Source organism: Streptomyces longisporoflavus (assembly GCF_014649775.1).
Lineage (GTDB): Bacteria > Actinomycetota > Actinomycetes > Streptomycetales > Streptomycetaceae > Streptomyces > Streptomyces longisporoflavus.
Genome location: NZ_BMTR01000002.1, coordinates 45,828 through 70,556, shown reverse-complemented (window position 1 = coordinate 70,556; position 24,729 = coordinate 45,828). Strand labels below are relative to the sequence as shown.

The 24,729-nt window shown below is 70.1% G+C and carries 21 protein-coding genes and 1 pseudogene; 12 read left to right on the top strand and 10 right to left on the bottom strand.

Going from position 1 to position 24,729, the window contains the following annotated elements; genetic code table 11:
- Window positions 1–10: 10 nt before the first annotated feature.
- Window positions 11–1,183: an epoxide hydrolase family protein gene (locus IE226_RS04355; RefSeq protein ID WP_190079649.1), complete on the bottom strand. Its 1,173-nt coding sequence runs from the start codon at window positions 1,181–1,183 to the stop codon at window positions 11–13.
- Between the two features lie 102 nt (window positions 1,184–1,285).
- Between IE226_RS04355 and IE226_RS04350 the strand changes: the two genes are divergently transcribed.
- Window positions 1,286–1,861 (top strand): CGNR zinc finger domain-containing protein, encoded by a 576-nt coding sequence (locus IE226_RS04350; RefSeq protein WP_190079648.1) that lies wholly within the window; start codon window positions 1,286–1,288, stop codon window positions 1,859–1,861.
- Here the strand turns inward: IE226_RS04350 and IE226_RS04345 are convergent.
- Together IE226_RS04345 and IE226_RS04340 are read right to left on the bottom strand one after the other, a co-directional pair.
- Window positions 1,821–2,666, bottom strand: a complete 846-nt coding sequence (locus tag IE226_RS04345; RefSeq protein ID WP_190079647.1) for a cytochrome c oxidase assembly protein — start codon at window positions 2,664–2,666, stop codon at window positions 1,821–1,823. The genes IE226_RS04350 and IE226_RS04345 overlap by 41 nt on opposite strands.
- A complete protein-coding gene (locus IE226_RS04340; RefSeq protein ID WP_229870481.1) occupies window positions 2,666–3,229 on the bottom strand; it encodes a DUF2243 domain-containing protein in 564 nt (187 codons plus the stop codon). Before IE226_RS04340 ends, IE226_RS04345 begins: the two co-directional genes overlap by 1 nt.
- A gap of 162 nt (window positions 3,230–3,391) precedes the next feature.
- Here IE226_RS04340 and IE226_RS04335 point away from each other — a divergent pair, with 162 nt between their 5' ends.
- Together IE226_RS04335 and IE226_RS04330 are read left to right on the top strand one after the other, a co-directional pair.
- Window positions 3,392–3,685: a hypothetical protein gene (locus IE226_RS04335; protein WP_190079646.1), complete on the top strand. Its 294-nt coding sequence runs from the start codon at window positions 3,392–3,394 to the stop codon at window positions 3,683–3,685.
- 154 nt (window positions 3,686–3,839) lie between these two features.
- Window positions 3,840–4,793 (top strand): threonine/serine dehydratase family protein, encoded by a 954-nt coding sequence (locus tag IE226_RS04330; RefSeq protein WP_190079645.1) that lies wholly within the window; start codon window positions 3,840–3,842, stop codon window positions 4,791–4,793.
- A gap of 52 nt (window positions 4,794–4,845) precedes the next feature.
- On the opposite strand, the gene IE226_RS04325 is transcribed toward IE226_RS04330, so the two are convergent.
- The gene (locus IE226_RS04325; protein WP_190079644.1) at window positions 4,846–5,793 is read right to left on the bottom strand and encodes a LysR family transcriptional regulator; all 948 of its coding nucleotides are present in this window, start codon (window positions 5,791–5,793) and stop codon (window positions 4,846–4,848) included.
- 84 nt (window positions 5,794–5,877) lie between these two features.
- On the opposite strand from IE226_RS04325, the gene IE226_RS04320 reads away from it, so the two are divergent.
- The 3 genes from IE226_RS04320 (at window position 5,878) to IE226_RS04310 (ending at window position 9,186) form a co-directional block, all read left to right on the top strand.
- Window positions 5,878–6,807: an EamA family transporter gene (locus tag IE226_RS04320; protein WP_229870479.1), complete on the top strand. Its 930-nt coding sequence runs from the start codon at window positions 5,878–5,880 to the stop codon at window positions 6,805–6,807.
- 238 nt (window positions 6,808–7,045) lie between these two features.
- Window positions 7,046–7,624: a phosphoesterase gene (locus IE226_RS04315; RefSeq protein ID WP_190079643.1), complete on the top strand. Its 579-nt coding sequence runs from the start codon at window positions 7,046–7,048 to the stop codon at window positions 7,622–7,624.
- The gene (locus IE226_RS04310; protein ID WP_190079642.1) at window positions 7,621–9,186 is read left to right on the top strand and encodes an alkaline phosphatase D family protein; all 1,566 of its coding nucleotides are present in this window, start codon (window positions 7,621–7,623) and stop codon (window positions 9,184–9,186) included. The genes IE226_RS04315 and IE226_RS04310 overlap by 4 nt, the downstream gene beginning before the upstream one ends.
- A gap of 94 nt (window positions 9,187–9,280) precedes the next feature.
- On the opposite strand, the gene IE226_RS04305 is transcribed toward IE226_RS04310, so the two are convergent.
- Window positions 9,281–9,976, bottom strand: a complete 696-nt coding sequence (locus IE226_RS04305; protein WP_190079641.1) for a flavin reductase family protein — start codon at window positions 9,974–9,976, stop codon at window positions 9,281–9,283.
- A 274-nt stretch (window positions 9,977–10,250) separates the two neighbouring features.
- Window positions 10,251–10,826 (bottom strand): TetR/AcrR family transcriptional regulator, encoded by a 576-nt coding sequence (locus IE226_RS04300; protein ID WP_190079640.1) that lies wholly within the window; start codon window positions 10,824–10,826, stop codon window positions 10,251–10,253.
- 101 nt (window positions 10,827–10,927) lie between these two features.
- On the opposite strand from IE226_RS04300, the gene IE226_RS04295 reads away from it, so the two are divergent.
- From IE226_RS04295 to IE226_RS04280, 4 genes and pseudogenes are all read left to right on the top strand, one after another.
- Entirely contained in the window at window positions 10,928–11,779 is an 852-nt protein-coding gene (locus tag IE226_RS04295) for an SDR family oxidoreductase (RefSeq protein ID WP_190079639.1), read from the top strand.
- A gap of 154 nt (window positions 11,780–11,933) precedes the next feature.
- Window positions 11,934–12,222: pseudogene (locus tag IE226_RS45195) on the top strand (catalase); the annotation flags it as partial.
- 339 nt (window positions 12,223–12,561) lie between these two features.
- Window positions 12,562–12,891 carry a hypothetical protein gene (locus tag IE226_RS04285; protein WP_190079638.1) on the top strand — a complete coding sequence of 110 codons (330 nt, stop codon included), beginning with the start codon at window positions 12,562–12,564 and terminating at the stop codon, window positions 12,889–12,891.
- A 524-nt stretch (window positions 12,892–13,415) separates the two neighbouring features.
- Entirely contained in the window at window positions 13,416–13,820 is a 405-nt protein-coding gene (locus IE226_RS04280; protein WP_190079637.1) for a hypothetical protein, read from the top strand.
- A gap of 51 nt (window positions 13,821–13,871) precedes the next feature.
- Here the strand turns inward: IE226_RS04280 and IE226_RS04275 are convergent, their stop codons facing one another.
- The 3 genes from IE226_RS04275 to IE226_RS04265 form a co-directional block, all read right to left on the bottom strand.
- Window positions 13,872–15,890 (bottom strand): GxGYxYP domain-containing protein, encoded by a 2,019-nt coding sequence (locus IE226_RS04275; RefSeq protein ID WP_190079636.1) that lies wholly within the window; start codon window positions 15,888–15,890, stop codon window positions 13,872–13,874.
- 297 nt (window positions 15,891–16,187) lie between these two features.
- Window positions 16,188–16,397 carry a hypothetical protein gene (locus IE226_RS04270; RefSeq protein WP_190079635.1) on the bottom strand — a complete coding sequence of 70 codons (210 nt, stop codon included), beginning with the start codon at window positions 16,395–16,397 and terminating at the stop codon, window positions 16,188–16,190.
- A 484-nt stretch (window positions 16,398–16,881) separates the two neighbouring features.
- Window positions 16,882–18,384 carry a sulfatase-like hydrolase/transferase gene (locus IE226_RS04265; protein WP_229870477.1) on the bottom strand — a complete coding sequence of 501 codons (1,503 nt, stop codon included), beginning with the start codon at window positions 18,382–18,384 and terminating at the stop codon, window positions 16,882–16,884.
- 318 nt (window positions 18,385–18,702) lie between these two features.
- Between IE226_RS04265 and IE226_RS04260 the strand changes: the two genes are divergently transcribed.
- Window positions 18,703–19,677 carry a S8 family peptidase gene (locus IE226_RS04260; RefSeq protein ID WP_190079634.1) on the top strand — a complete coding sequence of 325 codons (975 nt, stop codon included), beginning with the start codon at window positions 18,703–18,705 and terminating at the stop codon, window positions 19,675–19,677.
- A gap of 53 nt (window positions 19,678–19,730) precedes the next feature.
- Entirely contained in the window at window positions 19,731–20,945 is a 1,215-nt protein-coding gene (locus tag IE226_RS04255; protein WP_190079633.1) for a cation:proton antiporter, read from the top strand.
- Window positions 20,946–20,993: 48 nt separating this feature from the next.
- On the opposite strand, the gene fxsT is transcribed toward IE226_RS04255, so the two are convergent.
- Window positions 20,994–24,689 (bottom strand): FxSxx-COOH system tetratricopeptide repeat protein, encoded by a 3,696-nt coding sequence (fxsT, locus tag IE226_RS04250; RefSeq protein WP_190079632.1) that lies wholly within the window; start codon window positions 24,687–24,689, stop codon window positions 20,994–20,996.
- Between the last annotated feature and the right edge of the window lie 40 nt (window positions 24,690–24,729).

Here is a 24,729-nt window from a genome sequence, read left to right as displayed (position 1 = left end):
CGATCCGTGTTCACCGATGGGCGGCCAGCACCGCCGCGAGACCTTCTTGCAGGTCCTTGACGAAATACCCGGGAACCTCCAGCGACGGGAAATGCCCGCCGGATTCCGGCAGCCTCCAGCGGACGATCTGTCGGTAGCGCTGCTGTGCCCAGGGGCGCGGGCACTTCTCGACGTCGCGGGGATACATGGTGAGCGCTGACGGGACGTCGACCCGGAGGTCGGGGTCCAGGGAGTTGTGGCTTTCGTAGTAGATGCGGGCCGCCGATGCGCCGGTCCGTGTCAGCCAGTACAGGGTGACGTCGTCAAGGATTCTGTCCATGGAAATGGTCTCGAACGGATTGTCGTCGGTGTCTGACCACTCGGCGAATTTGTCCAGAATCCAGGCGAGAAGCCCGACCGGTGAGTCGACGAGCGAGTAGCCGATGGTCTGCGGTCGGGTCGCCTGCTGCTTCGCGTACGCCGCACGGTGGCGCCAGAAGTCCCGGGTTTCCTCGGCCCACGTGCGTTCGACCGCCGTCAGCCCGTCCGTCGTCAGGCCGGGCGGACCCTCCGCGAATGTCGTGTGGATTCCGAGCACGTGGTCGGGGAACCTGCCACCGAGAACCGTGGTGATATTCCCTCCCCAGTCGCCGCCGTGGGCCGCGAACTTCCTGTAGCCAAGCCTTCCCATCAGCTCGACCCATGCGGCCGCGATCTTCTCGGTGCCCCACCCGGTGGCGGCCGGCCTGTCGCTGTAACCAAAACCCGGGAGGGACGGGACCACGACGTGGAACGCCGGTGCGTCCGCGTCTTTTGGATCTGCCAGTTCGTCCATGACGTCGACGAACCGAACAATGCTGTCCGGCCAGCCGTGCGTCAGGATCAGCGGAGTGGCGTCCGCGCGCGCGGACCGGCGGTGCAGGAAGTGGATTCCCAGGTCATCAATGGTCGTGCGGAACTGGCCGAGCCGGTTGAGGCGCTCTTCGAACGGCCGCCATTCGTACCCGGTGCGCCAGTAGTCCACGACATCGACGAGGTCGGCGAGGGGAACGCCCTGTTCCCACCGGCGGGGGTCGGGCGCGGGGCGATGGACCGTCTCGGCCTCCGGCAGCCGCGCCGCGGCCAGTCGCGCGCGCAGATCGTCGAGGTCGGCGTCAGTTGCGCGGGCTTCAAATGCTTGTACGTCGCTGGTCGGACGGGGCATGAGACCTCCTGGCCGTCGCGGAACCGGCTGCGAACCCTGCGAACCGGCTAAGACGGTTCTACCGCCCTCCCGACCCGGCACGCAACCGGCTAAGGTGGTTCCATGCGTACTGCGTTCCCTGACTTCCGCCTCGGTACGGTGCTGGCGACCAGCTTCACGGGGACCCTTTCGGAGCGTCATGGCGAGGCTGTGGAGCGCATTCCCGTGCCGCGGCGACTCGTCGACTGGCTGGCGGTGTACGGCCTCGCGGTGGACTCCTGCACCCCTGCCCAGCTCGACCTCGCCCGGGACCTGAGGGAGTCGATCCACGCCGCGGCGACAGCGGCCGCGGTCGAGGAGGCTCTGCCCACGGCTGCCGTCGCCGTCATCAACGACCGCAGCGCTCAGGGACGGGCCGCGGCGATCCTGACGCACGGGGGTGAGCGGCAATGGCAGCTCAGCTCGGCTTCCCGCGTGGAAGACGCCCTCGGCGTGATCGCCGCCGACGCGATCAGCATCATCGCGGGCGAACGGGACGGAAAACTGGCCCTGTGCGCCTCACCGACCTGCCGGGCCGCCTTCTTCGACACCAGTCAGAGTCGCACCCGCAAATGGTGCGACATGAATACGTGCGGGAATCGGCAGAAGAAGGCACGCTTCAATGCCAACCAGCGCAGGAGCGCCGAATCCGCGCCGTGACGGTGGCTGCCCGCCGGGGCTCGGGGCGCCAGGTGGCGACCAGGGCTGCGGCCAGGAGCAGTTCGGCGAAGTCGCCGCCGTAGTACATGATCTCGGCGCCCGCCTGGACCCGGGGGATGGGGGCGTGGACGTCGACCCAGAAGCCGCCGTACATCAACTGGGAGATGATCGCGTGGGCCGCGATGGCGATGCCGAGATAGACCAGCCGGGCGCGTACTCCGGGTCGCGAAGGGGCGGGGTCGGGGCCGGCGATGACGTACGCGAACAGGGCCCCGGACAGCAGGAAGTGCGCGTGCAGCAGCCAGTGCGCTGCCGGAGCGCTCACGGTCGCGTTGTAGAGGGGCGTGAAGTAGAGGACCGCGAGGCTGCCCGTGGCCAGCGTCAGCGCGACCGCGGGGTGGGCGAGGACGCGGGCGGGCGGGCTGTGCAGTACGGCGGTCAGCTGCTTGCCGCGGGCTGCGGGCAGGGTGCGCAGAAGGAGGGTGACCGGAGCGCCGAGGACGAGGGCGAGCGGGGCGTACATGCCGATGAGCAGGTGCTGGACCATGTGGCCGCGGAAGTCCCCGTGCGCGAAGGGAGCCAGAGGCGGCAGCAGGGCGGCGCCGAGCAGGAGGACACCGCCCAGGAACCATCCGGTCCGCCAGCGGCTCCAGCCCAGGGCCGGATTGCGGTGGCGGGCCCGGCGGACGAGCAGCAGGTAGGTGCCGGCAGCGGCCAGCAGCACAAGCGCGGGCAGAAGCCACTCCAGGGCGCTGCTCGCGCCGCTGCCCGCGTCGTGCCCGTGGTCGTGGGTGTGGTGGTGCATCAGGCCCGGCGGCCCTCGTGCTCGCGGGCGGGGGTGTTCGGGTCGAAGGGCCGGCCACTGCGCTGGAGCAGGTAACCGCCGCCGACCAGCAGGGCGCCCAGGACGAGGAAGCCGATGTCCCACCAGACCTGGCCGTCTCCGGCGTACACGTGGTGGATGCCCAGGATGTGGTGGTCCAGGACGCCCTCGACGAGGTTGAACAGACCCCAGCCGACGAGCATCCAGCCCCACAGCACCCGGGAGGTCCACACCCGCAGCCGGTTGTGGGTGACCCGCGAGTACAGGACGGCGAGCCCGAGCAGGACCGCCAGCCAGCACACGGTGTGGAAGATGCCGTCCCACACGGTGTTCATCTCCAGGCCGGAGACGGTGTGGGGGTTGTAGTACTTCACCCCGATGTGGTCTTCGTTGGTGCTGGAGAGCATGTGGTGCCACTGCAGCAGCTGGTGGAGCAGGATGCCGTCGACGAAGCCGCCCATCCCCACTCCCAGCACGATGCCGGGCAACTGGATGCTTGCCGGTTGCGCCATGCCGGTCCCGGCCCTGCCCGTCGTGGTGGCCATCGCTCGTCTCCGCTCCTGGTCTCGAACTCCGCCGGAAGATGCCTCAGCCGCAGGTTCCCCTTTCCGCGGCCTTCACGCGCAGGCGTGTCTGCCGTCCGGCCCAATCGCAGCCGCCTCATATCCCGCCCGGTAGCGGACGCGATTCGGGGTACGCGGTCCGGCATGGCACCGAAGACTGAACACCTCGTGTCCCCGCGGGCCCTACGCCAACTGCGCCGCACCCGCGGCTTCTACCTGGCAGGTGCCCTGCTCTGGGCGATCGCAGCGGCCTGGACGGGATGGACCGCCCCCGGCAGCCGTCAGATGTGGATCTCGCTGTTCCTCGCAGCCGCATTCACCGGCCTGCTCGGCACGGCGTCGCTGTGGCTGCACCGGCTCCGGGCCACCTCGGAACGCAGGCCGGCGCGCCCCGCCTCGTCCCGTGGAACCGTCACCCCGGGGCACGCGAGCGCCTGACTGCCACCTCCGTCGGGCGCCTTATTCACCCTGTACGTCACCGCTCTGATCTGCGCTGCGTCGTACGGAAGTGATCCGAACGACTGCCCCTCCCCGGGATCGCCCACGTATCGTGCAGACGGATACGGCGTGCGAGACATTCTGGAGGGGCGCCATGGTCGGTGTTGAGGACGTGGAGAGCGCGGCGGCGCGGATTGCCGGGCACGTGGTGCGCACTCCCACGTTGCCCAGCCCGGGGCTGAGCGCGTTGCTCGGGGTGCCGGTCACGGTCAAGCTCGAACTGCTGCAGCGCACGGGTTCGTTCAAGGCGCGGGGAGCCGTGGCCAAGCTGTTGGCGATGACCGGTGAACAGCGCGCGGCCGGCGTGGTCGCGGTGTCCGGCGGCAACCATGGTGTCGCCGTGGCGGAGATGTCGTCCGCGCTGGGGGTGCGCGCCACCGTGGTGATGCCGCGCACCGCGCCGGCGCGCTCGGTGCAGGCTGCCCGGGCCGCCGGGGCCGACGTACGGCTGACCGCCACCATGCCCGAGGCTTTCGCCCTGATGGACCGGCTGGAGGCGGACGGGCTCACGCTGCTGCACCCGTTCTCCGATCCGGTGGTCATCGCGGGGCAGGGCACCGTGGGGCTCGAACTCGCCGCCGACGCCGGTGAACTGACGGACGTCCTGGTCTCCATCGGCGGCGGTGGGCTGATCGCCGGCGTGGCGGCGGCACTACGGGCGCGCCGGCCGGGCGTGCGCGTGTGGGGCGTGGAGACCACCGGCGCCGACGCGATGTCCAGGGCACTGGCCTGCGGGGGACCGGTCCAGGTGGATGTGGACTCGCGCATCAGCACCCTGAGTGCGCCCACCGTGTCGCCGCTGACGTACACCATGGTGCGTGATCTGGTCGACGAGGTACTGGTCGTGCCCGAGGCGGAGGCCTACGCAGGCGTGCTCGAGCTGGCCGAGCACGCCAAGGTATGGGCCGAGCCGGCGGCGGGCTGCCTCCTGCCGGCCGCCCGTCGCGTCCTGGCCAAGACGGGCGAGGCGACCAGGCTCGGCCTGGTGATCTGCGGCGGCAACGCATCGGTGGAGGACGTGACCGCGTACGCGGAAACGGTCCTCTGAGTCCGGCCGTCCGCATGCCGGACGGCGGCCCGCACAGGCCGATCCGGCCTGATCACGGAACCTGAGGAGGTTCCCCGGCACCCGTGCCGGTGGGCCGGTCGGGATGGTGTCCGGTCGCGGACCGCCGGACGAGGAGGTCGGTGACCAGGGCGAGGGGCGGCCAGTCCAGGCGGCCGTGGCGGGCGACGGCGTAGGAGCGCAGTCGGACCTCGGGGTCGGCGAGCGGCAGGATGTGCACCGCTGCGTATGTGGGGATGTCCAAGGGGAGCAGGCCCACGCCGAGCCCGGCGGTGATCATGCCCTGTACGAGGTCGAGGCTGTCGGCCTGGTGGGTGATGCGCGGGGTGAAGCCCGCCATGGAGGCAAGGGTGCGGATGACGGTCTCGTCCGCGGTGTTGCGCGAGTTGACGATCCAGTCGTGTCCGGCGAAGCGGGCGAAGACCTCCAGCGCGGTCCCCTCCCGGGTGCCGGCTTGCACGGGAACGCCCAGGCCCCAACCCGCGGTCCACAGGGCCGTCGAGCTCACCACGGGATCCTCGGCCGCGGGAGCCAGGTTGTAGTCGTAGGTCAGGGCCAGATCCGTGGCGTCCTCGGACAGCAGCCGCAGCGCCTCCGCCGGTTCGTGCTCGCGGACCAGGACACGCAGGCGCGGATGGCTCGTGGTGAGGGCGCTGACGACGGGCAGCAGGTGGGCGCGGATGGCGGTGGCGAAGCCCGCGACGCGCAGGGTGCCGTTGGGCTCGCTTCCCGGGGCGAGGTCGTGCCGCGCCGTCTCGACGGCGGAGAGGATCGTCACCCCGTGCTCCGCCAGCCGGCGGCCCGCGGGCGTCAGCCGCACCAGGCGCCCGTGGGGTTCGGTCAGCGCGGTGCCCATCTCGTCCGCCAGGGCGGCGATCTGCTGCGAGACCGTCGAGGTGGTCGCGCCCAGCATGTCGGCCACCGCGCGCATGGACCCCAGACGGGACAGTTCCACCAGCATGCGCAGTCGTCGGGTCTCCATGACCCCACTGTCCATGATGTGTGAACGGATTGTCCATGATCGGCACGTGGACACGAACGGTCTGCGGCCCGTCTACTGTCCGCCATGAGTTTGCCGGCACACCGCGCACGTCTGCGCCTCCCCTCGGCCACCACCGGAACCGTGATGGCCGTGGCCTCCATGTCCACCATCCAGCTCGGTCTTGCCCTGTCGGTTCCGCTGGTCGACCAGCTCGGAGCCCTGGGCACGACCGGGCTGCGCCTTGCGGGGGCCGGTGTGCTCCTGCTGGTCCTGATAAGGCCCCGCCCGCGTGACTTCTCCGGCCGTGACCTGCTGGCGTGCACCATGCTGGGCGCGGTCAGCGCGGGCATGATGGTGTTCTTCATGCTCGCCGTGACCCGGCTGCCGCTCGGCACGGCCAGCGCGCTGGAATTCCTCGGCCCGCTGGCCGTGTCCCTCTGGGGCCCGGGCCGCGGTCGTATCCGCTGGACAGCGATGGCCGCCCTCGGTGTCGCGGCGCTGACCGAACCCTGGCACGGAGGCATCGACGCGCTCGGCGCGGGCTTCGCACTGACCGCCGCAGCCTGCTGGGCGGCCTACATCTTGCTGACCCAACGCGTGGGCGACTCCGTGACCGGTCTCGGCGGCCTTGCCATCTCCATGCCTGTCGCCGGCCTCATCGGCCTCCTCGCCGCCGCACCCTCCGAGCTGGAAAACGTCACGTGGAAGCTGCTCGGAGCCATGCTGGGCCTTGCCGCCCTGAGCGCCGTGCTGCCCTTCATCCTCGAGTTCCTCGCCCTGCGCCGCCTCACGACCTCCGCCTTCGGCACCCTGATGAGCCTGGAGCCGGCCATCGCACTCCTCATGGGCCTGCTCGTGCTCGGCCAGATGCCCGGCCTCGCACCCGCGGTCGGCGTCGCCTTCGTCGTGATCGCAGGCATCGGCGCCACCCGCAACGGCGCCCGCACCGCCCCGGCACCCCCGGAACCCCGGGCCTCGGCGGTGCCCGCCACGGTGAACTCCTCGTCGAGTTGAACCCAGCACGCCTCCACAGAGCGGCAGTTGCGCGGACCGGCGCCCGGCACGGGGCACCCTCGGGCGCCTTTCTCCGCGACGCGAGGCGACGGAAGCACGCACGAGCCGGTGAACCGCCCGCGTCCGCGGCCATGTACGGCGACGCACCGCTGTAACAGAATTCGCCGGAATGCTTCTCCTGGTTCATACGGGGCTGGTGGGCTGACCGCGCTCAACTCACCGATCACAGGAGGCGTGCGTGAATCTCGTCGTCAACGGCGACGCGGAGAGCGGGTCCGGCGGCAGTGCCGAGCCCGTATCGAAGGTCCGCGGCTGGAAGGTCGTCCAGGGAGCCCCTGCGCTCATCGCCTACAGTCTGGGCGGCGGCTACCCCACCGCGTCGGACCCCGGCCCGGCCCACCGCGGCAGCCGCTTCTTCTCGGGCGGCAACAGCCCGCGCACCGCGCTGATCCAGGACATCGATCTGCCCGCGGGCGGCCCGACCGGACGCCGCGCCGTCGATGCGGGCAAGGTCCGATACACGCTGGCCGGCTGGCTCGGCGGCTTCGACCGGCAAGAGGACGGCGCGCGCCTCTCCGTGGAATTCCGCGACGCCAAGGGCACCCCGATCGCCCTCAGTGTCCTGGGCCCCGTCAGCGCGGCCGACCGGCAGGGCAAGACCGGGCTCCTGGAGCGCACGGCCGAAGCCGCCGTGCCGCCCACCGCCCGCTCGGCCCGGGTCCTGCTCGTCTTCACGCGCAGCGGCAGCGGCACCTCCAACGACGGTTACGCGGACGCCCTTTCCCTCACCCTCAGCGCCACCGGAGGCCGCCGATGACCGTCAACCGACGTGACCTGCTCAAGTCCGCCGCGGCCGCCGGAGCACTCAGCCTCGCCTGGCCGCTCGCCACGGGCCTCACCCCGGCTCAGGCCCGCGAGGCCGCCGAGAAACTGGGCGCCGAATACGATCCCGCGCCCTTCACCCTCGGTGTCGCCTCCGGTGATCCGCAACCGCACTCGGTGGTGCTGTGGACCAGACTCGCCCCCGAACCGCTCGCCCCCGAGCAGAGACTTCCCGAGGTCGTCGAGGTCGAGTGGGTCGTCGCCAAGGACGCCAGGCTGCGCCGTGTCGTCGCGCGGGGAACGGCGCCCGCCTCGGCGACGCTCGGCCACAGCGTGCACGTCCCGGTGAGCGGTCTGGCTCCGGGCCGGCACTACTGGTATGCGTTCAAGGCCCTCGGCAGGACCAGCCGCGTCGGACGCACGAAGACCGCGCCGAGTGGCCGCGTCTCCAAGGTCACCTTCGCGGCCGCCAACTGCCAGGCGTTCCACGACGGCTTCTACGCCGCTCACCGCGGCATCGCCCGCGAGAACGTCGACTTCGTGGTGCACCTCGGCGACTACATCTACGAGCACGGCCAGGTCGGCGGCGTGCCCGAGCAGCACGTGCGCGACCACGACGGCCCGGAGATTCTCACGCTCGCCGACTACCGCAAGCGGCACGCCCTGTACAAGGGCGATAAATCGCTACGCGAGGCACACGCCGCCCACCCGTGGTTCCTGACCTGGGACGACCACGAGGTCGTCAACGACTACAGCGGCACCGGCGGCGGCGCCCCGTTCATGCGGCGCCGCGCAGCCGCCTACCAGGCGTGGTTCGAGCACATGCCGCACCGCGACTCCTTCGGCGGTTCCGCACTGCCCGACCCGGAGATCCACCGGGTGCGGCGCTGGGGCGACCTGGTGGAGCTCGCCGTCCTCGACCTGCGCTCCTACCGCTCGGCGCAGAACCTGCCCGACGGCACCATTCTGGGCGCCGAACAGAAGGCGTGGCTGAAGAAGACGGTCGACCGGGCCCCGGACGCCTGGCACATATGGGCCAACTCGATCATGCTGAGCCAGCTCCGGGGCCGGCCGGGCGGCTCGTACATGTTCACCGACCAGTGGGACGGCTTCCTCGCCGAACGCAAGGAGGTCCTCGGGCACGTGCACGACAGCGGACTCGAGGACCTGGTCGTCATCACCGGTGACTGGCACTCGGCGTTCGTCGACGACATCCGCACCGACTTCGACGAGCCGGAATCCCCGTTGCTGGGCACGGAGTTCACCGCGCACTCGGTGACCTCCGGCGCGTACTCCGCGGACTGGAACGCGGCCAACGGCCCGCTGATGGGCAAGGCCAATCCCCACCTGAAGTACTTCGAGGGCAACCGGTACGGCTACGACGTGTACGAGGTGACGCCGGAGCGGTTCAGCGCACACATGCGGGTCGTCGGTGACCGGCGGGATCCGCGCTCGGCCGTCAGCACCCTGACGACGTTCCATGTGGACCGGGGCAAGGCGGGGTCCTACGAGGACGAGGCCACGAAGGGGTCGCCCGCGCAGTACCGCAGGGACTGACACCGGGTCCGGTCCGCCGTGCCCCGGCTCGCAGGCCGGGGCACGGAGCCGACCGGGACCGGGCTGCCGCCGGTTTCGGCAGGCCCGCCTGACGTCAGTTGGGCGCTGTCTCGGCGAGTGCGGGCCCGGCGACAGGTGTCTCGCGGTCGCGCGGTGTCTGAGTGCGGTAGGAGTGACCGAGTTCCGGACCGAGTCCGAAGTAGTGGCGGAAGTTGTAGATGAGAGGGCTCCAAGCGGCGGGGTCGATGTGGTCCGTGCCGGGGACCACGACGCGGGAGTCGGCGTGCACCTTGCGCACGAGGGCTTCGACGATGAGGAAGTCCCCGCGGGCGTCCGGCTGTACTCGCTCGGCACGGGCCTCCAGCTGGATCGGGCATCCGGCGACGCGAGGCGGCCGGACCAGACGAGAGGGGACGCCGGTCATGCCCGCCGCGGCGAACTTGTCCGGCTCGAAGCGGCAGCCCTCGGGTTTGCCGGCGGGCACTGGGTCGCGGCCGGTCAGGGGCGCCAGCCGCTCCACGGCCGGCCACTGGGCGGGGGCCGGCAGGTTGATGACCAGGTCGGGGCGGCTGTCGAGGTTGTACGCGGTCTGCCCCTCGAGGCCCAGTCCGATCACGACTGTCTGCCCGAGGGCCCATGCGGACGATATCGGGGCAAGGTTGAAAGAGCCGTCCTGATTCTCCGTCGTCAGGAGCACCACTGGCGTCCCGAAGTACAGGACGCTCGGTTCGATCTCCAGATGGGTGATGGCTTCCCGCGCGGGCGCGGTGCTGTGATGTGCCGTGTTCATGGTGGGCAGCCTAGGAACCGGATATTTCGGTCGGAGCCGAAGTGTCATGGGCGCCGCCGGAACGCGTGGCCGGGCCGCATGACCGTGACCGTGCAGCGCGCAGGTGCGGTCGGTCCCGCCCCGTCCAGCACATCGACGACATCCCGCGCAACGCGACGATCTACAGACAGCGATGGGGTGCTTGGCCGATGGAGGGCTGGCTGCGCGCCTTCGAGGAGCGCGCTGCGGCACGCAGCAGCCCAAGGAACTCGTCCCGAGCGGGTGGCGTCCGGGCTCAGTTCGCGGTCGAGTCCTTGGACAGCGCGTCCATGAAGAGGTCGACGAGCGGGCGGGCTTGCTCTTCGGTCCCGTGCTGCACGGAATAGGCGATGCCACCCATGAGGAGCAGGACAGTGTCGGGGGCGACGTCTGTTCGCAGGCTTCCGTCCCGGGCGCCGGCCGCGAGGAGGGTGGCGACGGAGTCGGTAAGGAGTGCACGGCTGTCGGAGTACGGGTCGACGCCGGAGGCGATGACCGCGTTGAGGGCTTCGGACATTCCGCTCTTCGCCGTGGCGTAGTGGATGAAGTGTTCCATCCATAGCCGGGTGGCCTCGGCGGCCGGATGCCGGCTGAGGAGGTCGCTCACCTTTTCGCACACTTGGGTGAGTTGGCGCCGGTAGGCGGCGTCGATGAGGACTTCCCGGGTCGGGAAGTGCCGGTAGAGCGTGCCGACGCCGACGCCCGCCTGCTTGGCGATGGCGGCAGGCGCGGTGTCCAGCCCTTGCTCGGCGAAGGCCTGTGCGGCGACCTCCAGCAGGCGCTCCCGGTTCTGCAGCGCGTCGCTCCTGGTGCGGCGGGGCGTTGCGGGCATGCGAGGTTCCTTCGGTCGGTCGCCGGTTGCTTTCCGGAATCCGTTCCGCTTAACTCTTAAGCGGAATCAGTTCCGGTATCACCCTACTCCAGGAGACTTCCATGCCCGCCGTCTCGGACAAGGCCTCACGTCACTGGTTCGTCACCGGAGCCTCCGGTGGACTGGGCCGCCATCTCACCGAACACGCCCTCCACAAGGGCGACCGTGTCACGGCGACGGTCCGCCGCCCCGCAGCTCTGGAAGACCTGCGCGAGACGCACGGCGAGCGGCTGACCGTCGAGATGCTCGACCTCACCCGGCCGGCCGAGGTGGACGAGGTGATCGGCAGGACCCTCCGGTCCGGGCCGGTGGACATCGTGGTCAACAATGCCGGCTACGCGGTCGTGGGTGCCGCAGAGGAAATGACCGTCGAGCAGATCCGCGACCAGATCGAGGTTCTCCTGCTTGCGCCGATGATGATCACCCGCGCCTTCCTGCGACCGATGCGCGAGCAGGGCGGAGGCCGGATCATCCAGATCTCCAGCGTGGGCGGCCAGGTCGGCATCCCCACGCACAGCTCCTATCACGCGGGCAAGTGGGGGCTGGAAGGCTTCACCGAGAGCGTCAGCCGCGAAGTCCGCGACTTCAACGTCCACCTCACTCTGGTCGAGCCCGGCGCCACTCGTACCGGCTTCGCTTCGGCCCTGCAATACACCACCGAAACGGCCGTCTACCGCGACAATGCGGTGGGCCAGACCCGGCGCTATCTGGAAACCGCGGACGAGAACCTTTTCACCGGCGACCCGGCCAAGCTCGCCGCCGCCATCTACGACACCACCCGCCGGCCGAGCCCGCCCCTGCGCCTGCCCCTCGGCTCCGACACCTACAGCGCGATACACGCGGCGCTTACCGAACGTCTCACCGCGCTCGAAACCCAGAAGGACCTCACTGAATCCGTCGCCTTCACCCACTGATGCGCCCCACCTGCACGACACAGCACTCCACCCGGCGTCGGGCGCCCAGTCCCGAGGCGCTCCCCGGCCCGGGCGAGGCACTCGTCTTCGCCGTGGTCTGCCAGTAACTGAATGGCTCCGTGCGACCGACGAACCTGCGGGCCCGCAGGACGGCATCCCCGGCAAGCCGAACTCCTAGTCGCCCTCGCTCGCAGAGCCCACCGAGCCGCAGGGCCCCCTGCCCCCCCAAGGCCGACCAGAGCGGTCCGCGCCCGACAAGTCCCACCGGCGCGCCCTCACGCGATGACCAGGCCACGGTGGCCCAGCAGGGCGAGTGGCTGACCACGGCGCAGGGCGACCGCCTGTATGAGACGGACCATTCGCTCAAGGCCGGCCCGCGCGGCCCCGTGCTCCTGCAGGACCACCACCTGCGGGAGAAGATCACCCACTTCGACCACGAGCGGCCCACTGCATACGGGAGCGCCGGTCCCACCAGAGAAAATCCGCGCTGGTAGGCATGGTGCGGTCGTGAGGCGCAAGGTGCGGGTGCCGCCGAGCGGGACGCGGGCCGAGGCGGGTCGCGGGGGTCCATCGCGGTAGCCGTACACAGCCAAGATCCACGTTTGTATAGTCGGCTCGTGCAGCTTCGGTCGTAAGGCCGGGCCGGACATGTCCGGCCCGCGGCGCTCATCCGACCGCGGTAGGAGCCCCTGCCCTTTCAGGGCGAGGAGCAGAAGTCGAAAACGGTTCATCAAGCCCACCTCGCAGGACACAACCTGCGGCTGGGGACAGGAGCATGCGACATGGGCATTGACGTCGAGCTGATGCAGGTCACGCAGCGAGGATCAAGCCCCAAGACGCGCAGGGTGGAGCCCGTGGATTCTGTCCAAGACGAAGCGGATCTGTTTGCCGAGATGTGCGTGCGCAGCAGCCTGCCGATGCTGAACCGGATGGACCCGTACCGTACGCGGATCCTCACGGCCGCGGACATGCCCCAATTCATCGCGGAGGTCGATGCCACCCGCGACGTGGTCACGGAACAACGCGAACGGCAGCGTCTGCAGGCGATCCGCGCTCTCGCCGAACGGTGCTCGGCGGGGGCCGGCCTGGAGCTCCACCTGCTGGGCGATTAGCACCTGTCCGGTGAGTCGCGTCCTACAGTTCGGCATCTGACGAAGGGGGGGTCACTGTTACGCGATTCGGTCCCAGCAGCGGCAGACATGCAGGGCATTACGTTTCGTGCCTGGCACGAGAAGCACTACGTGACGCTGGCTGAACTGCTGGTCCGCCTCGGCAGCTTCGGCCCGGGCCTGACGTGGCGCGTCGAATTCGACGAGAGCGTCGATCCTGGCAGCGGACCTCTGAGCAGGGCGTGCCACTACTGTGCTGCTGCTGCGCGGCGGTTGCTACAGCTGCCGGATCTGCGTCGACGGGCGCGTAGCGAGCGGGGGTTCAGGAGTGACGGGGATGGTTGTGTTCGGCTTCGCGCTGGCTGCCGTACTGGCTGCCATGGGGTGCGTACCAAAGGCCCGCGTCCGCGCGGTACGGCATGCCCTGAAGCCCTCGGCGCCCGAACTTCCCGACTCCGCCTTCGCCGTCGGCCGCATCTTGCTCTTCAGCATGTGCGCGGTGCGGGGTGTACACCACGATCCAGTTGATGGGTGCCACAGACCGTACGCAGTGGAACGACGACGAACTGACCGGGGCGGCGGAACAGGCCGCAGCCGCCCTGAACGGCAGCTCCCGCTTCGGTGACATCTTCGGCGACGACAGCGGATTCGACGACGAGTACGCCACGATGACCGAGGACGAGGTCGTCGAGCACGGTGGCGGCGACGCCCCGCAGCACGGCGTGGAGGCCGCCCCGGCATCCACCAACGAGGCCTCCGACGCCCGCTACACCGTCGCCGCCTCCGGGGCACGAGCGACGGTGTGTATGCACGTGGAGCGCACAAGGTCGAAGGACGATGACTACGAGCCCCCGGGCGTGGCCGGCGGCCCCGGGACAGTGACCGTTCCGAGCTATCGGTTCGCGGTGACCAGCCGCCCGGGCGACTGCTGACCTCTTCGCAAGGCAGGGCGCCGATCCTCTGGGCGCGCTGAAGGGGTACGGTCACGCGCTCCGATTCATCAGAGCGAAGAACGCGTCGCCGCGGACCACCTCGAAGGGTTCATCGAGCAGCGCGGCCAGCTCGGCGATGTCGCTCGGTGTCCAGCTCCAGGCGTTGATGGCTGCGGCGATGAACAGGGGTTTCGACTCGTCCCTGCCCTCGATGCGGCGCAGCAGTGAGTCGCGGAACTCCGTGCCCTTGCCCTGCGGATAGAAGTTGCCGATCACCGGAAGCCCGGCCGGTCTGATCTGCAGGTCACCGGTCTCCCAGGACTGGATGATCCCGCGCAGCGGCGTGTTCTTGCGGTACGAGCCCACGACGCGCTCGTCGAAGGGGAGCCAGCCGTCGTTCGCGGCGTTGCGGGGGTTGTAGGCGTAGGCCAGGTCCATGCCGGTGCGGCGCAGGTATCGGCCGGAGAGTTCCGTGTAGGCGTCCAGGTCCTTGTCGGGCCAGGAACCCGGGTAGGTGTAACCGGCGCCGGAGGGGCCGCAGATGAGCAGGTCGTTGTCGGTGGCGGTCTTCTGGTAGTAGGCAAGGAGGGCGGGGCCGATGTCGGCGAGCAGCGGGCTGACCGTCCAGTTGACGGGAACGCTGCCGCGCCGGGGATCGTCCCAGATGTCGCGCATACGGCGCTGGCAGTACTGCACGTTGTCACCCTCGCCGACCGTGAACGTGACGTACACGCGGTTGCGCGGCTCGGCCTTCGGACGGCGTCGGATCTTGCCGGAGACCTTTGCGGGGACGCCCGCGTGGACGGTGCCGTTCATGTAGAAGTCGGCGGGGACGACCTCGATGCCGTGCTGCGAGGCGCGGTCCACGCCGCCCCACTCGCCTGCGACGTCATTGGAGAACCAGCCGGTGTACGGGGTGGTGGGCCTGAGTCGGGCGAAGGTCTCGTCCAGCAGCTTTCCGGTTTCACCGGACGGCGGCAGCCACAGCACCATGGCTTTGCTCGCCACCACGTAGTCACGGAAGTAGGGGAAGGGCTCGACGCGGGTCGGTGCGGTGCCCGTGGCGGTGACCAGGTACTGGTTCCACAGGTCGACCTCGATCGTCAGGTGCTGGGTGCCGGCGGGCGCGGTGAAACGGTAGATGAAGTAGCCGCCGCCGTCGCTGAATCGGTTGGACTGCTCACCCAGGGAGGAGTTGAGGCCGTCGAAGAGGTAGGGCTTCTCGCCGTCCGTGCCAGGAGTGAACGAGGCGATCTCCCTGCCGTCCGCCTCGACCAGGACGGCGGCGACCGACGCGCCCCACCCGTCGTCCTTGAACGAGTCCTGGAAGCGTACGTAGACATCGTTGTCGCCACTCATGCCGCCGCTCATGTCCGCGCTCAGGTCGAAGGTGCGTACCCGGCGGTTGGACACATCGCGGATCCGCTCGGTCTCGCGCGCCACCTCCCGCCACCCCACGTCGTCGACGGACACGGTCCGCGTGGGCGGCAGACCGGCGAGCAGAGCGTGGCTGCACCGGGGGAAGAGGTGGTCGAGCTGCCAGCGGTAGGTGGCGAGCGCATCGTCGGCGTCGAAGCGGCCGCGCAGATCCATGACGGTCCGCAGGCCGTGCTTGTGCGCCTGCTCGGCGGTGGCGGCGACGGCGTTCTCGAGTCCGGCGAGTGTGGTGGCGATGTTGACCGAGTCGGGTACGTCCGGGTCGAGAAGGATCGCGCCGCGCACCTGTTTGCGGTAGAGGCGGACCAGGTCGAGCGCGTCGTCGTGACGGGTGACGGTCGCGCCGGTGGCGGGGAGCCAGCGCAGGTCGACCTCGCTCTTGTCGAAGTTGAAGTACAGGCGAGGCTCATGCCGGTTGACGACGCCCTGGAGGGTGGTGAGCAGCAGTTGGTCGTGGCCGTCCAGTGTGCTGACGTCGGCGACATCGAGGCGGACGGGGCGGCCGAAGGACGGCAGGAGGCGGGTAGCGGCGCCGGACTCGGCGGCACCGGCCGGCTGTTGATACGTGAAACCCAGCCCTGCGCCCGCGAGGGCCGCGCCGCCTGCTTGCAGAAGGATTCTCCGTGACACCATCGACGATCACTGCCTCTCAAAGCCGACCGGAACGTCACTGACATCGTTGTCAATCGGTGAAGTCAAGCGGGGCGGTGGGGAGTTGTCCATGGGGTGCACAGACATTTCTGCGTCCGAGGGTGCGTCCGCCCGGCATCCGGGGGCGCGGAGCATCAGCCCAGGGGTGACACACCGCAGGCGGCCCCGCCGCAGCTGCCACTGCACGTGACGGGCCCGGAGGTCTGGCACCCCGGGCCCGCACGCACCTCCTGCTAGACGACCGCCCGGCCGTCGGCAACGGTCACGAACCGCCGAGGATCACGCCCGGTTGGGCGGTGGCGGCGCATAGGCGTACAGCTCCACGGCGACTCCCTCCTCTCCGACGGCCGGATGGGGTTGCGAGGGGCCGGTCGCGTCGAGACGGCCGGCGATCTCATAGGCGACGGCCACAGCGGTATCAGCTGTCCCGGCGTGGACGGTGATCCGGGCGAGGTCGGGCTGGGTGAGGTGCTCAGCGTTTGAGGTCATGCCCGGGCCGACGCTGCTGTGGCATAAAGCGGTTCGGCTCTGGCGGCGGGTTCATCCGGATCAGGGATCTGCGGGGCGCGGGATACGGAGTGCGCGGTGTGGGCGGCGAGCTGTTCGGCAGGGACCTGAGTGTTGAGGACCGTGCAGACGAGCGGCCTGCATCCGCCGCACGTACTCGGCCCGCCACTGTGGCGACGGGCGTGTGCCCGGCTCGGTCCGGTCCAGTACTCCCGCCCGGGCACGATCCTGCCGCCCCGAACGGTCCAGACCGACGCCACGCGGTGGACCCCCCACGGTGCAGCGGGGGCCTCCACCTCCTGGAGACCACCGCTTCGCCACCGGCCGCGATCCGCAGCACCACCCGGATCTACCGCCGTTCCGCGCACTGCGCGTTGACGCGACGCAAGGTGGCGACGACGCCGGTGGTGATGCCGGACAGCCGGCGGGGGCGTGCATCGCCCTTCGGGCACGCGATCGGCCGGTGTTACTTGCGTCGGGTGGTTTCGGAGATCTCCAGGCCGGTGGTGTAGTCGAGAAGGCGGGGCACGTAGGCGGGATCGTCGGGGCGTTGGCGGGTCATGCCGTCGTGGTCCCAGGTGGCCGCGGGGGCGTCGGCGCGCCAGGGGCGGCGTTGCCAGTGGTAGCCGCGAAAGGGGTCACGCGTGGTGTTCATCCAGTGCAGCAGCCGATCGTGGAGGTCATCGCGCACGGAGGTGTGAGCGGGGGAGCCGATGAGGTTGTTCAGTTCGCCGGGGTCGGTGCCCAAGTCGTAGAACTCGTCCGAGGAGAGCAGGTTGACGACGAGTTTGTGGCGGCCGTCGAAGATGCCGCGCATCGGCTGGAAGCCGCCGAAGCCGTCGTGGTCGACTTCGTAGCGCCCGAACTCGACGAACACCTCGGAGGTGACCCGGGCCGCGGGATCGCGCAGGGCGGGCAGCAGGGAGGGGCCTTGCAGGTAGGCGGGAACGGGGAGGTCGTGGTGTTCCAGCACCGTCGCGGTGAGGGAGATGTGCGAGGCGGGGTGCGGGTTCACGCTGCCCGCGGGGGTGGTGCCCGGCAGCCGGACCAGCAGGGGGACGCGGGTGATCTCGTCGTACATGGCCGGCCCTTTGGCGTACAGGCGGTGGGAGCCGAGCATGTCGCCGTGGTCGGAGGTGTATATCACCAGGGCGTTCGGAGCCTCGGCGTCTACCCGGTCGAGGATGCGGCCGATCTGCGTGTCGACGAACTCCTGTGCGGCGAAGAACTGGCGGTTGCGGCGCTCGTATTCCTGCCGGTCCTCGCTCAGCCGTTCCCCGGCCCATACCTGCTGGTGGGACGGTTTTCCGGACAGTCCGTCGGTGACGTTGTCGTCGTGCGGGAACGTGTGATCCGCGTACCGGTCGCTGTAGGCGCGCGGGGTGAGTGCCGGATCGTGGGGTTCGTCGAAGGACACCACGAGCAGGAAGTCGCGGTCGCGGTGTTCTTCCAGGAACCGTAGCGCGCGGTCGGCGCACCGGTGCGCGTAGGTGAAGTCCGGTGCGACGTCGATCGCGTCGACCGTTTGCGGGTTCCGGGAGGCGGTCCGCTGTTCTGGGGTCAGCTCCTGCAGGTAGGCGCGCATGTCGTACCAGTACTCGGGGTCCCAGCCCTGCGGGCAGCGGCCGGAGCCGAAGTAGTCCGTGCCGTCCAGGTGCCACTTTCCGATGAACCCGGTCGCCACGTCGGCGTCGGAGAGCCGGGTGCCCAGCGTGGGGACGTCTCGTCCGGGCGCCTGGTTGTTGGCCCATACCCCGTTGGTGTGCGGCCAGGTGCCGGAGAACAGCGCGGATCGTGCCGGGGCACAGACCGGCTGGGTGGTGTAGGCGCGCTCGAAGCGCATGCCGGATCCGGCCAGTGCGTCCAGGTGCGGAGTGGCCACCCCGGTGTCGCGGTAGCAGCCGAGCATGTCCCAGCGCGTCGCGTCCGTCATCAGTACCACCGTCTGGCGCGGCTCTCGCTGCGTCACGTCCTGCCTCCCCATTCCGTTCGGAACACTCGGCACGCCGGTGCGGCGCGCCGGTCTGGGGGTCAGCATGATCGCGCCGTGCCGCCCGTGGCCATGGACGGACAAGCGCGCTTGTTGGACGGAGGAGTTGTGGCCCGACCCGGCTGGGACCGTTGCAGGCGGGAGAAAAGAGTGGCCTGGGACCTGCCCCGCAGCGCGCCCAGAGCGCGCGCCGCCCGCCACGCATCCGGGCCCGGTCGGCGAAACAGCCTCCGGCGCCGTTCGCCCGCACGGTCCGCCCCGCATGCGCCGCGCCTCCGCCGCCCCGAGGCTCGGACCATGCGCACCCGTACTTGTTCCCGGACCCGTACACCATTCGCCGTTGCCCTGGCCGCTGTCCTGCTGGCGGCCACCGCATGCGGCGAAGACAGCAAGCCCGACCCGATGCGGGACAAGCAGTGGGCGCTCGACGCGCTGAAGCTGCCCGAGGCGTGGGACAAGGCCAAGGGCGACGACACGGTCATCGCGGTCGTCGACACCGGCATCGACCTCGACCACCCCGACCTCAAGGGCCGCCTGGTCGCCGGCCACGACTTCGTGGACGGCGACGACGAGCCCAAGGACATGAACGGCCACGGCACACATGTCTCGGGCATCGCGGTCGCCCACACGGACAACGGAACCGGTATCGCGGGCGGCGCCCCCGGCGCCAAGATCATGCCGGTGCGGGTGCTGGGTGCGGGCGGCAGCGGGGACAACGCCGACATCACCAAGGGCATCGTCTGGGCCGCCGACCACGGCGCCGACGTCATCAACCTCTCCCTGGGCGAAAGCGGCCTGATGGCCCGCCTGCTCAAGGGCGGCACCCTCAACGACGCCATCACGCACGCCCACGACAAGGGCGCGGTCGTGGTCGCGGCGGCAGGCAACGAAGGCACCGCGCTCCGGCCCTACAAGGTCGGCACGCCCGTCCTGGTGGTCGGCGCCAGCGACCGGGACGGCAAGCCCGCCGACTTCTCCAACTTCGGCGCCCAGCAAGCGGTTTCCGCGCCCGGCGTCGGCATCCTCTCCACCCTGCCGACGTACAAGACCAGGGAAACCCTGAAGAACGACAGCGGCTACGGCGAGCTGGACGGCACCTCGATGGCCGCTCCTTACGTCTCCGCTGTCGCCGCCCTCCTCCACCAGCAGGACCGCACCCCGGACCAGATCATGACGGCCATCCGCAGTACGGCGAAGAACCCGGACAAGCTGGCCAAGCTGGGCCTGGGGATCGTCGACGCCAAGGCCGCAACCGCCTCCGCCAAGGAGTGATACGCCGTGCATGAGGCGACGACACGGACCGGCGCGCGGGTGCGGACGGCGACATGACTCATCCGGGGACCCTCATCCTGATCGCGGCCGTCGCCGTGCTCGCGCCCCTCCTCGCCCACGGCGCCGGCCGCCGGGTACGCATCCCCCTGGTCATCTTCGAGATCGTGCTCGGGATCCTCATCGGGCCCGACGTCCTGGGCTGGGCACATCACGACGAGGTCATCGACACGCTCTCGGAACTCGGCCTGTCCATGCTCATCTTCCTCGCCGGCTACGAGATCGAGTTCGCCGCCGTCCGCGGCGACACCCTGACCCGCGCCGTCCGGGCCTGGGTGATCTCCCTCGCCCTGGGCCTTGGCATCGCCCTGGCGCTGACCGGCATGGACCTCTCCCGCAGCGTGGTCATCGGCACCGCGCTCACCAGCACAGCCCTGGGAACCGTGCTGCCGATCCTGCGCGACAGCGGCGATCTGCGCGGCCGCTTCGGCACCGTGATGATGGCCTTCGGAGCGGTCGGCGAGTTCGGGCCCATCATCGCCATGGCGGTCCTGCTCAGCGGCCGTGAGCCCGGAGTGTCCACCCTGGTTCTCGCCGCCTTCGCGCTCATCACGGCGGCAGCGATCTTCTGGTCACTGCGCCCCCGACCGCCCTGGTTCGCCCAGATCATCCGTACGACGTTGCACACCAGCGCCCAGTTCGCCGTCCGCTTCGTGATGCTGCTGCTCCTCGCGATGCTCGCCCTGTCCGCCGCACTCGGCCTCGACGTGCTCCTGGGCGCCTTCGCAGCCGGACTGCTGACCCGGCTCGTGCTCCAGGGGGCCGCCCCCGACAGCAGCGAGGAGGTCCTGGGCAAGGTGGAGGCGATGGGCTTCGGGTTCCTCGTCCCGCTGTTCTTCATCGTCACCGGCATCAACTTCGACCTCGCCTCGCTGCTCGACGGCGGCAGGCCCCTCCTGCTGCTGCCGGTCTTCCTGCTCCTGTTCCTCCTCGTGCGCGGGCTGCCTGCCTACGCACTGGCACCGCGTGACCTGAGCATCTCCGAGCGCAGAGCCCTGACCCTGTACTCCTCGACCTGCCTGCCGCTCGTGGTCGCCATCACCACGATCGGCCTGGACGACGGCGCCGTGCAGAAGGGCGAGGCCGCCGCCCTGGTGGGCGCCGCCATGCTCTCCGTACTCCTCTTCCCGCTCCTTGCCCTGCGGGTGCGGACCAAGGCGGGTAAGACCACGACTCCGGACGGGCCCGCGCCGGAGTCCGAGGCGTGGTGAGGAGGAGATCCCCTGCGGCCGCCGCGCACCGACTCTCGCCCGGCGGCATCAGGCGGGTAGCGCGTCGAAGGTCCAGACGGGATGGCTGAGGGCCCGGGCGGCCGCGGTGAGACGGTGTTCCTCTCCCAGCGTTTGCGTCAGGTCCGCCAGAGCGCGTGCCTGTATCGCGTCCGCTTCGCGGCCGGCCCCGGTGGAGCCGAGTTCCGAGGCGAGGGCCACGTGCGCGAGCAGTGTCTGCGGGTGGCGGGGACCCAGCGCCGCGGACGCATCTCGCGCCGTGTCCCTGGCCAGCCGCAAGGCTGCCTCATGCCGCCCGCGGTGGCTCCAGTCCGAGGCGAGGTTGTACGCGATGCCCAGGGCCCAGGGGTGCCGGGGGCCGAGGGAGGCCACAGCGGACGTCAGTGCCTGTTCGTCCAGTGCCACCGCGCCTTGCGTGTCGCCTCCCATACGCACGGCTGTCGCGAGGTTGGTCAAGGCTCCTGCTGTGTAGGGGTGTTGGGGGCCGAGCAGGGACCGGTAGCGCTCGACCACGTCCTGACACAGCGCTGTGCCGTTGTCGAGGTCGCCGTGCGAGCGCTCCGCGGCCGCGAGGCTCGTGGCGGCCCTGAGCGCCAGCGGAGTATCGGGCCCAAGCAGTTCCTCGGCGGCCTGACGCACCTCCCGCAGTCTGGTCAGGCCTTCTCCCACGGCATCGTTGAGCAGCTCGCACAGGGCCAGTTGATGCTCCGCGCACAGGGTGGCGGGGTTGTCGAAACCGAGCAGTTCACGGTGTCCGAGCGTGGCCTGCAGTTGTCGGTCCAGAGCGTTCCCGTAGTGGCCCAGCAGGCGCAGGTCCATCGCATGGCGTGCCTCCGCCAGGAGACTGCCCGTGTCCGGAGGTTCCGCGAGCCTTTGATACTCCGCCAGCGCCCGGCGGTCCAGGAGCAGCGCCTCGGTGTACTGCCCGAGCAGCCGCTGTGAGTCGGCCAGGCCGATGACGGCAGCGAGGGTGCAGGGATGGTCAGGGCCGTGCAGGTCCTCGCACCCCTTGCACGCGGTGCGATCCTGCTGCAGCGCCTCCTCGTAGCGGCCGAGCCCCCGCAGGTCCGCGGCCACGCCCCCCGTCGTCTCGATGGGGTCGGCGCACTCGGGGCGCTCTGTCGTACGAAGCCTTGCCTGCTCCTCGTAATCGCCGTCCAGGGCCCGGCGGTAGTGGCCGAGCCCTCTGAGGACTTCGCCGCGTCGAACTGCGAACACGTGTGCGTGGGGCGGATCGCCGTCGCCCGGTCGGCTGGTCCACGCGCGCTCGACCCGCTCGACGAGGGACAACGCGGATCGGGACTCGCCGCGCAGATGGAGGTAGCGCGCGCAGTTGAGGATCAGTCCCGAATCCTCCGCGATGGCGTCACCCGGCGCCGCCGACGCTTCCAGGTGCGGCACGATCTGGGCGTACTGGGGCCACATCCGTACGTTGTCGGGGTCGCGCGGGTCCGCGGCGACCAGGGCGTGACGCACTCGCCGAAGGAGCGTGGAACGATAACCGCCGGCCATGTCGTCGCGGACCACCCGGCGCACCAGCGGATGCATGCGCAAAGTGGCGCCGGGCGTCTCGAGCGTTTCCTCGTTCTCCTCGACGGCCTCCACGTCGGCGAGGGAGTGCGCCACGAGGGTGCCGACCATCTCCTGCCACCGGAGCGAATCCAGGCACTGCCCGCGCAGGGGCTCGGGAAGACTGAGCCTGAGCAGGCCGAGCGGCGCCCCGCTGTCGGCGAACAGGACACAGACGTGCAGGAGGTCCACGGCCTCGGGGGAAGACGCGCGCAGCCGACCGAGGACGGCCAGCAGGGCGCGGCTGAACGTCGTGGGGTAGTCGCCCGTAGCCCGCAGGGGCGCCCATTCCCACGAGGTGTCCCGCAGCCGCTCGAGGTACTCCGGCACGGCGATCCGGGTGTGATCGAGGTAGGCGAGCGCCTGGGCGATGGCCAGCGGATGGTCACCGAGTTCGTCGGCCAGCCGATCGGCCCGGGCAGGCTCCATGCGGGGAATCCTGCGGTGGATCAGCCGAACGCTCTCCGGCCGGTCGAGGGGGAGCACCCGCATGGTCTGCACCTGGTGCTCGGCCCAGTCACTGTTCTGGGAGGTGATCAGTACGTGCCCCGGGCCGTCGGGGAGGGAGCCCGCGATATCAGCGGGTTCGTCGGCGCCGTCGAGGATCAGCAGCCAGCGACCGTAAGGGCTTCCTCGCCGCAGGGCCTTGAAGACTGTGTCGGTCGCGTCGCCGCCTTCCTGGCCGCCCACCCCCAGGGCCGGAGCGACGTCGGCGAGCCCCTGCCGTAACTCCTCCCGCGTTCCCGCCGGAACCCACCACACCACGTCGTACTGAGCGGCGAACCGGTGGGCGTATTCGGCGGCACACTGTGTCTTGCCGATGGCCGGCATGCCGACCAGTGCGGCCATGGCCGCGCCCGGCGGGGCTTCGTCCAGCCAGTGGCGCAGTTGTCCCAGCTCCGTGTTTCTGCCGGTGAAATGGGGGTTACGGCGGGGGACGCCGCCCCACACGGGTGGCGGCTCGGCGGGGTAACGCGGGGCGCTGGCGCCGGTTTTGACGCCGCCAAGAGCCGGATCGACGTTGAGCCGCTGGAGGATGCGGCGCTCGTCGTCGTCCGCGTCGGCGCCGAGCAGACGCGTGCTCGGCAGTACGGCGAACAAGTGGGGGAACTCGCGGTCGGTGAGGGTGAACGCGGTGAGCCGATGCGTCTGCCCCGAGGAGGAGGCGGCGCGCAACGCCTGTACCCAACTCTCCTCCGTGTGGCTGCCCGCCAGCACGAACTCGTCGCTGAGGAGCAGTATGTGGGTGCCGTCCACCACCAGCAGCGCCCCGAGGGCCTCCTGCAGGGACAGGCCGAAGGGCGGATCCCAGCTTCGGATGGCGGCGTCATGGCCGATGGTCTCCAGCCGGTGCCGTATCCACACCGCCCACGGCCGGTCCGGTCCCGCGTAGCTGATGGTGAAACGGCCCGGTTCGATGCCGGAACGCGCCTCGGCCTCCGCAGCCAGCGTCTCCTCCGCCGCCAGCATGTGGTGCTCGAGCGCCTCGCAGCGCTGCTCCGCCTCGATGACCTGGTGTTGTGCCTGGTCCAAGGCCCGGCGAAGCTGCGCGATCTCCCGTAGCAGCCGGTGGTACGCGGTGCGCAGATACTCCGCCTCCCGCCGGTCTTCGCTCTGCTGGACGCTGAAGGTCAGCTGTAACCGCTGCTGTTCGGCGTCCATCTCGGCGATCCGGCGTTTCTTGTCCAGCAACACCTCGGAGAGCGCTTCGACGTTGGCTTCGGCGGACTGCAGTTTCCTGTCGGCGTCGAGGAGTTGGTCCTTGAGAACCTGCACCTCGTAGCCCATTTTGCTCGTGGCCTTCAGCGCGGTCCGTTGCAGCACGGTCACGCGGTCGGTGACCTGGACGGACACGGATCGGCGCATGGCCTCGCCGGCATCGGTCAACAGCCGTTCGACGAACTCCGCCGGGGCGACCGCCGTGCCGTTGAGGTAGCGGGAGACCGTGCCGGGGTCGTAGTGGGTACGGACCGCGTAGCGGCGCACAGATACCCGCAGACCGGCGAAGATGCTGCGCAAGGCTTGGGCCAACTCGCGGCACTCCGGCCCCACATGAGGTGGTATCGCCTTCAGGACGCTTCCCTCTGCCGCCTCTCCCGGTGCCGGCACGAGGTTCTCGTGTGTCGTACTCCCCGGCTGCTCCACCAGTTCGTCCACGTCCCACCCCCGTCGGATGCGCACGCCGTTGGGAGGACTC

Bases quoted from the DNA above. Each gene is read 5' to 3' on its own strand.
- IE226_RS04355 (WP_190079649.1), bottom strand. From the start codon at position 1,183: ATGCCCCGTCCGACCAGCGACGTACAAGCATTTGAAGCCCGCGCAACT.
- IE226_RS04350 (WP_190079648.1), top strand. From the start codon at position 1,286: ATGCGTACTGCGTTCCCTGACTTCCGCCTCGGTACGGTGCTGGCGACC.
- IE226_RS04345 (WP_190079647.1), bottom strand. From the start codon at position 2,666: ATGCACCACCACACCCACGACCACGGGCACGACGCGGGCAGCGGCGCG.
- IE226_RS04340 (WP_229870481.1), bottom strand. From the start codon at position 3,229: ATGGCCACCACGACGGGCAGGGCCGGGACCGGCATGGCGCAACCGGCA.
- IE226_RS04335 (WP_190079646.1), top strand. From the start codon at position 3,392: ATGGCACCGAAGACTGAACACCTCGTGTCCCCGCGGGCCCTACGCCAA.
- IE226_RS04330 (WP_190079645.1), top strand. From the start codon at position 3,840: ATGGTCGGTGTTGAGGACGTGGAGAGCGCGGCGGCGCGGATTGCCGGG.
- IE226_RS04325 (WP_190079644.1), bottom strand. From the start codon at position 5,793: ATGGAGACCCGACGACTGCGCATGCTGGTGGAACTGTCCCGTCTGGGG.
- IE226_RS04320 (WP_229870479.1), top strand. From the start codon at position 5,878: ATGAGTTTGCCGGCACACCGCGCACGTCTGCGCCTCCCCTCGGCCACC.
- IE226_RS04310 (WP_190079642.1), top strand. From the start codon at position 7,621: ATGACCGTCAACCGACGTGACCTGCTCAAGTCCGCCGCGGCCGCCGGA.
- IE226_RS04305 (WP_190079641.1), bottom strand. From the start codon at position 9,976: ATGAACACGGCACATCACAGCACCGCGCCCGCGCGGGAAGCCATCACC.
- IE226_RS04300 (WP_190079640.1), bottom strand. From the start codon at position 10,826: ATGCCCGCAACGCCCCGCCGCACCAGGAGCGACGCGCTGCAGAACCGG.
- IE226_RS04295 (WP_190079639.1), top strand. From the start codon at position 10,928: ATGCCCGCCGTCTCGGACAAGGCCTCACGTCACTGGTTCGTCACCGGA.
- IE226_RS04285 (WP_190079638.1), top strand. From the start codon at position 12,562: ATGGGCATTGACGTCGAGCTGATGCAGGTCACGCAGCGAGGATCAAGC.
- IE226_RS04280 (WP_190079637.1), top strand. From the start codon at position 13,416: ATGGGTGCCACAGACCGTACGCAGTGGAACGACGACGAACTGACCGGG.
- IE226_RS04275 (WP_190079636.1), bottom strand. From the start codon at position 15,890: ATGGTGTCACGGAGAATCCTTCTGCAAGCAGGCGGCGCGGCCCTCGCG.
- IE226_RS04270 (WP_190079635.1), bottom strand. From the start codon at position 16,397: ATGACCTCAAACGCTGAGCACCTCACCCAGCCCGACCTCGCCCGGATC.
- IE226_RS04260 (WP_190079634.1), top strand. From the start codon at position 18,703: ATGCGCACCCGTACTTGTTCCCGGACCCGTACACCATTCGCCGTTGCC.
- IE226_RS04255 (WP_190079633.1), top strand. From the start codon at position 19,731: ATGACTCATCCGGGGACCCTCATCCTGATCGCGGCCGTCGCCGTGCTC.